The 5,297-nt window shown below is 33.1% G+C and carries 9 protein-coding genes; 7 read left to right on the top strand and 2 right to left on the bottom strand.

Annotated elements, in window-relative coordinates; all coding sequences use genetic code 11:
- The first annotated feature begins 58 nt into the window (after window positions 1-58).
- Window positions 59-400, top strand: a complete 342-nt coding sequence (locus RQ893_RS07905; protein ID WP_311482482.1) for a histidine triad nucleotide-binding protein — start codon at window positions 59-61, stop codon at window positions 398-400.
- A 40-nt stretch (window positions 401-440) separates the two neighbouring features.
- Window positions 441-623: a 30S ribosomal protein S21 gene (gene rpsU, locus RQ893_RS07900; protein ID WP_209771563.1), complete on the top strand. Its 183-nt coding sequence runs from the start codon at window positions 441-443 to the stop codon at window positions 621-623.
- 288 nt (window positions 624-911) lie between these two features.
- Here rpsU and rsmI read toward each other — a convergent pair whose 3' ends face one another.
- Together rsmI and RQ893_RS07890 are read right to left on the bottom strand one after the other, a co-directional pair.
- Window positions 912-1,730 (bottom strand): 16S rRNA (cytidine(1402)-2'-O)-methyltransferase, encoded by an 819-nt coding sequence (rsmI, locus tag RQ893_RS07895; protein ID WP_311482481.1) that lies wholly within the window; start codon window positions 1,728-1,730, stop codon window positions 912-914.
- Window positions 1,730-2,440: a methyltransferase gene (locus RQ893_RS07890; protein WP_311482480.1), complete on the bottom strand. Its 711-nt coding sequence runs from the start codon at window positions 2,438-2,440 to the stop codon at window positions 1,730-1,732. Before RQ893_RS07890 ends, rsmI begins: the two co-directional genes overlap by 1 nt.
- Before the next feature lie 116 nt (window positions 2,441-2,556).
- On the opposite strand from RQ893_RS07890, the gene glmM reads away from it, so the two are divergent.
- The 5 genes from glmM (at window position 2,557) to nusG (ending at window position 5,235) form a co-directional block, all read left to right on the top strand.
- Window positions 2,557-3,906: a phosphoglucosamine mutase gene (gene glmM, locus RQ893_RS07885; RefSeq protein ID WP_311482479.1), complete on the top strand. Its 1,350-nt coding sequence runs from the start codon at window positions 2,557-2,559 to the stop codon at window positions 3,904-3,906.
- Window positions 3,899-4,216: an aspartate 1-decarboxylase (aspartate alpha-decarboxylase) gene (locus RQ893_RS07880; RefSeq protein WP_399523568.1), complete on the top strand. Its 318-nt coding sequence runs from the start codon at window positions 3,899-3,901 to the stop codon at window positions 4,214-4,216. Before glmM ends, RQ893_RS07880 begins: the two co-directional genes overlap by 8 nt.
- 86 nt (window positions 4,217-4,302) lie before the next feature.
- Complete coding sequence (gene rpmG, locus RQ893_RS07875; protein ID WP_004828827.1) at window positions 4,303-4,452, top strand: 50S ribosomal protein L33; 150 nt, start codon at window positions 4,303-4,305, stop codon at window positions 4,450-4,452.
- Between the two features lie 8 nt (window positions 4,453-4,460).
- Window positions 4,461-4,643 (top strand): preprotein translocase subunit SecE, encoded by a 183-nt coding sequence (secE, locus tag RQ893_RS07870; RefSeq protein WP_311482478.1) that lies wholly within the window; start codon window positions 4,461-4,463, stop codon window positions 4,641-4,643.
- Window positions 4,644-4,650: 7 nt separating this feature from the next.
- A complete protein-coding gene (nusG, locus tag RQ893_RS07865) occupies window positions 4,651-5,235 on the top strand; it encodes a transcription termination/antitermination protein NusG (RefSeq protein ID WP_311482477.1) in 585 nt (194 codons plus the stop codon).
- Window positions 5,236-5,297: the final 62 nt, after the last annotated feature.

The raw sequence follows: 5,297 nt of genomic DNA, 5'->3' as shown, positions 1-5,297 counted from the left end.
AAAAATACTTTACTCTTAAAAATAATTGTGGTAACATATATATTAATGGGGGTGAAGTATGGATTGTGTATTTTGTAAGATTGTAGACGGAGAAATCCCATCTAAGATAATCTACGAAGATGAAGAGTTAATTGCATTTGACGATTTAGATCCACAAGCACCTATCCATTTTCTTGTTATACCAAAAAAGCACATCCAAAGTTTAGAGACTCTCGATGAGTCTGATAGTGAATTGATAGGCAAGATATTTTTGGCAATCAGAAAGATAGCCCACGATAAGGGCATAGCTGATTCTGGATATAGGATTGTCAATAACATAGGAGAAGACGGGGGTCAAACAGTGCCTCATATGCATTTCCATGTTCTTGGTGATAGAAGCCTACAATGGCCACCAGGCTGATTTGAGTCTAGACCGTGCATATACGAGAGGGGGGATAGAGATGACAGAAATCAGAGTTGGAGAAAACGAATCAATCGACAGTGCGATTAAGAGATTCAAAAGACAATGCGCAAGATCCGGTGTACTTTCTGAATATAGAAGAAGAGAACACTACGAAAAACCAAGCGTTATAAAGAAAAAGAAAATCGACGCTGCTAAAAGAAAAAACAGAAAAAGAAAATAATAATTTAACCATCCACAATGTGGGTGGTTTTTTTATGAGAAATTTAAAATACCGGTCTGGTCTTCAGTCCGGTATTTTTTAGTTAATTTTTTATTTTTGTTTATTTAACCCTTACTTACGAAATAAATTATTAATATCAGATAGGTCATGTAAATGATGTATGTTATATCATTAGACCATGGGAAGGAAGCTTCTGGATGATTTAGAGCATAAAATATAAGATTATTTCTATTACAAGCATTACCAAGATTATACTTAAATTTTTTTTTGTTCTTTTCATAAGATCTCTTATTTAAAATTAATTACATAATCATAAATTTCATTTTTTGAAAATGAACTTTCTTTTTTAATTTTTTTTACGATTTCTTTGGTAGACTTGCCGTCATCAATCATTTCTTGTATTTTCTTGTCAAAACTTGAAATGTCGTCAGATTCTTCTTCTTTTCTGCCTTCTAAAATAAGAACGAATTCACCTTTGAAGGTGATTTGCTCTGGGTCTATGTCTTTAATTGTGTAGGTTTTGTATTCCTCAAATTTTTTTGTAAGTTCTCTTGCTATGGTAAGTTTTCTTTCTGGAAAAATTTCCTTAAAGTCTTCGATTGTTTTTGGGAGGTTGTGGACCGAGTCGAAAATAATTGAAGTTTTGTCTTCATTTTTTAATTTTTCATAAAGTTCTTTTTTTTCTTTGGATTTTTTTCCTATAAATCCATAAAAGCTGAAGTATGACATATCCTGACCAGAGCCAATGAGGGCTGTTAGAATGGAGCTTGGGCCAGGAAGAATTGTGTAGGAGATGTTATTCTCAATACATTTTTTTATGAGGATTTCCCCAGGATCAGACATGCCTGGCATACCCTGATCGCTGATTACTCCTATTGTCAATCCTTCGATGGCCTTTTTAATTAGTTCCTCGCTTTTGGCTTGCTCATTAAATTTGTGGTAGGAGGTGAGGGGTTTATTTATCTCATAAAAATCTAAAAGTTTTTTTGATTCTCTAGTGTCTTCGCAGGCTATTAGGTCACAAGCTTTTAAAGTATTTATTGCTCTTATGGTCATGTCTTCGAGGTTGCCGATTGGTGTTGGCACAAAATATATTTGGTAGTCCATTAGTCCTCCTTGTAGGTTCCATTTATTTTTCTAACTTGTTCGGTATATGAACCGTCTTTATAAATTATGATTGGGTCTTCTATTTTTATTCCATCTTTGGCGTTTTTAACAAATTCTATGAGTATAAATTGGGGTTTGGTATTGTAGGTAGAAGACACAAATCTAATTTTTTTTGCTTTAACATTTCCACATTTATTAAAAATTTCAACCATGCGTTCTGGTTTGTGGATCATAAAGAGCTTGCCCTTATCCTTTAAAGTTTTGTTTGCAAAGGCAAAAATATCGTCAAGATTTAAGTAAAGTTCTTGCCTAGATATTAGAAATTCCTCGTCTTTATTTTGGAGATTTTGGTCAATCTTATAGTAAGGGGGATTTGTTATTATGTAATCTAAGCTGTTTTCTTTAAAAACAATATTATTTAAGTCTTCATTTATTATTTCTATATTTTGTATGTTGTTAAGGACTAAATTTTCTTTTAGGATTTTTGCCTTAGCTTCTTGGATTTCTACGGCAAATACTTTTTCTAAATCGTAAAGACTATTTGCCATCAATGCCAAAATACCATTGCCTGACCCAATATCGAGGAGGGTTTTTCCTCTTTTCATTTTTGCAAAATCGCCAAGTAAAATAGAGTCGATTCCAAATGAATAGGCACCGTCAATGTGGATCATTTTTATATTTGTTCTTGGAATGTAATCTAATTTCTTCATAAATATATTATATCAGATATTTATAAATTTAAAATCATCTAATTTTCATGAGTTTATTTATAAAATATCAACTAAGCAGTATAATGTATGGGTAAATAATTTTGAAAGGAGATACTATGAAATATTTTGGTACAGATGGATTTAGGGGTGAGGCCAATAAAAATCTTAATGTTTACCATGCTTTTAAAATTGGTAGGTTTATTGGAGATTATTTTTCTACAAAAAATAATGGTAGGGGAAAAATCCTAATTGGCAAGGATACCAGGAGGTCATCTTATATGTTTGAAGATGCTTTGTCAGCTGGTATTACTTCATCAGGATCAAATGCTCATCTTTTACACGTTACACCAACTCCTTCAGTTTCATATATTACAAGAACAGAAGACTTTGATTGTGGAATAATGATTACAGCAAGCCACAATCCTTATTATGATAACGGTATAAAAATTATAAATAAGTATGGAGAAAAAATGGAAGATGAGTTTCTCTATAAACTTGAAGCTTATATAGACTCTAATATCGAAGATATAGACCTTGCTGTTGGTGAGGATATAGGAAGAACTGTTGACTATATTGGAGGTCGTAATAGGTATATTGCCTATCTTATACAAACAGTAACTAAGTCTTTTGAGGGAATAAAAGTTGGTCTTGATTGCGCAAATGGAGCTGCCTTTACAATTGCTAAGCCAGTATACGATGCTCTTGGAGCAGATACTTATGTTATAAATGCAGAACCAAATGGATTTAATATAAATAGAGATGCAGGATCTACCCACATAGATGGTTTAAGAAAATATGTAGTAGAAAATAAACTTGACTTAGGTTTTGCCTTTGATGGTGATTGTGATAGGTGTATAGCTATTGACAATGAGGGAAATATTATAGATGGGGATTCTATCCTTTATATCTTGGCAAATTTCATGAAAAAAGATGGGGCACTAGACTCAAATTCTGTTGTTACAACTGTCATGTCTAACCTTGGATTATATAAGGCCTTTGACAGTCTTGGAATTAAGTATGAAAAAACAGATGTTGGTGACAAAAACGTTCATGATAGAATGTATGAAAAAGATATTGAGCTAGGTGGTGAGCAATCAGGCCATATTATTATAAAGAAGTTTGCTAACACCGGTGATGGTATTTTAACTTCTTTAAAAATAATGGAAGCTATGATTGAATCTAAAAGTGACCTAAAGAGCTTGGTTCGTGACCTTAAAATCTATCCGCAAGTCCTAATAAATGTAAGAGTTAAGGATAAAAATACTGTTTTAGATAATGAGAATGTAAAGAAAAGTATAGAAAAAATTGAAAAAAATCTTAAAGATTCAGGTAGAATCCTTGTTCGTAAATCTGGTACAGAGCCACTTATAAGAGTAATGGTAGAAGCGGAAACAGAAGAAATTGCAAACGAATCTGCCATGGAAATAGTAAACACCATTAAAGAAAACGGCCTTTGTCTTGATTAAGGATTGTAAGAGTGGGAGAGAAATCGATATAAGAGAGAGTTTTTTAATTGTTAGGGGTAGGGTTTATGCTAAAGAATCCTACGTAGCTTTTGATACATCAAAAATCAAAGCCTATCCACCTCTTGTGTATTATGATAGGGAAGATGAATATTTAGGAAGGTTTGAAGAAGAAGGCCTATATGAATTTGATGATATCGAAGATATTCTTCTTTCTTATAGTGATACTTGTTTTTCTAACCACGATTTAGATGATCTTAGACAGTTGCTTGTCAAAAAAAGAGAAGAATTTGTAAAAAAACTCCTCAAATAGGTTGGCAAGTGTTGACAAGTATAGACTTAGCGGGTAATATATATGATTGTATGGAAGTATCCGTATAGACAAATAGGAGGTGTTTTATGAGAGTAAAAGTTAAATTAGAATGCACAGAATGCAAAAACAGAAACTATGATACAACAAAAAACAAAACACATCATAGCGAGAGAATTGAGCTTAAAAAATACTGCCCATTCTGCAAAAAGCACACAGTGCATAAAGAAACAAGGTAGGAGACAAAATGGCTAAGAAAAAAGATTCTTTCTTCTCTGGAGTTGGTAAAGAATTTAAGAGAATCCAATGGCCTGATAAGAAGACTACTTTGGAATATACTTTATTAGTAATCGCCATAAGTGCAGCTACAGGAGTTGCAATTTGGGTACTCGATAAGGTATTCCATTTCCTACTTTCAACAATAATGTAGGTGGACAATGAACGATTCTTTAAATTTCGAAACAAATAAAGAAGAAGAAAAAGAAGCTTTATTAACTGAGATAGAAAAAAATGCTAGATGGTATGTAGTTCACACCTATACTGGTTACGAAAATAGGGTTGCTGACAAGATTCAAATGATGATTGATAATGAGCAAAACCCAGACATTATAGATGTGACCGTACCTACAGAAGAGTATGTCGAGGTTAAAAACAACGATAAGAAAGTAAAGACTAGAAAGTTATTTCCTGGTTATGTTATGGTAAAAATGAACGTTACAAGTAAGTCTTGGTATATCATAAGAAATACCCAAGGCGTAACAGGTTTTGTGGGACCTGATGGAGACCCTGTTCCTTTAACAAAAGCCGAAGTAAGAAAATTTGGGGTTAAGGAAAAAGAACCAGTACTCAACATTAATGTAAAACCAGGCGATGACGTAAATATCATTGCAGGCCCATTCAAAGACTTTGTCGCAAAAATCGAAGAAATCGACATGGAAAAGGGCAATATTAAAGCATATGTAGATATGTTTGGTCGTGATACACTCATAGACCTTGAATTCAGTGATATAGAAGAAGTTTAGTACTGTCAAAGCAGTGGGAGGGGAAACCCGAATCACCACAAGGAGGTAAATTATGGCAGAAA

It is taken from the genome of uncultured Anaerococcus sp. (assembly GCF_963510915.1).
In the GTDB taxonomy this organism is placed as follows: Bacteria; Bacillota; Clostridia; order Tissierellales; family Peptoniphilaceae; genus Anaerococcus.
Note: the sequence above shows the minus strand (reverse complement) of the source record. Positions and strands in the feature narration are given on the sequence as shown.

What these genes read in the sequence shown, in the direction of transcription:
- rpmG (WP_004828827.1), top strand. Translation starts at nt 4,303, where the DNA reads ATGAGAGTAAAAGTTAAATTAGAATGCACAGAATGCAAAAACAGAAAC.
- glmM (WP_311482479.1), top strand. Translation starts at nt 2,557, where the DNA reads ATGAAATATTTTGGTACAGATGGATTTAGGGGTGAGGCCAATAAAAAT.
- rsmI (WP_311482481.1), bottom strand. Translation starts at nt 1,730, where the DNA reads ATGGACTACCAAATATATTTTGTGCCAACACCAATCGGCAACCTCGAA.
- rpsU (WP_209771563.1), top strand. Translation starts at nt 441, where the DNA reads ATGACAGAAATCAGAGTTGGAGAAAACGAATCAATCGACAGTGCGATT.
- secE (WP_311482478.1), top strand. Translation starts at nt 4,461, where the DNA reads ATGGCTAAGAAAAAAGATTCTTTCTTCTCTGGAGTTGGTAAAGAATTT.
- nusG (WP_311482477.1), top strand. Translation starts at nt 4,651, where the DNA reads ATGAACGATTCTTTAAATTTCGAAACAAATAAAGAAGAAGAAAAAGAA.
- RQ893_RS07905 (WP_311482482.1), top strand. Translation starts at nt 59, where the DNA reads ATGGATTGTGTATTTTGTAAGATTGTAGACGGAGAAATCCCATCTAAG.
- RQ893_RS07890 (WP_311482480.1), bottom strand. Translation starts at nt 2,440, where the DNA reads ATGAAGAAATTAGATTACATTCCAAGAACAAATATAAAAATGATCCAC.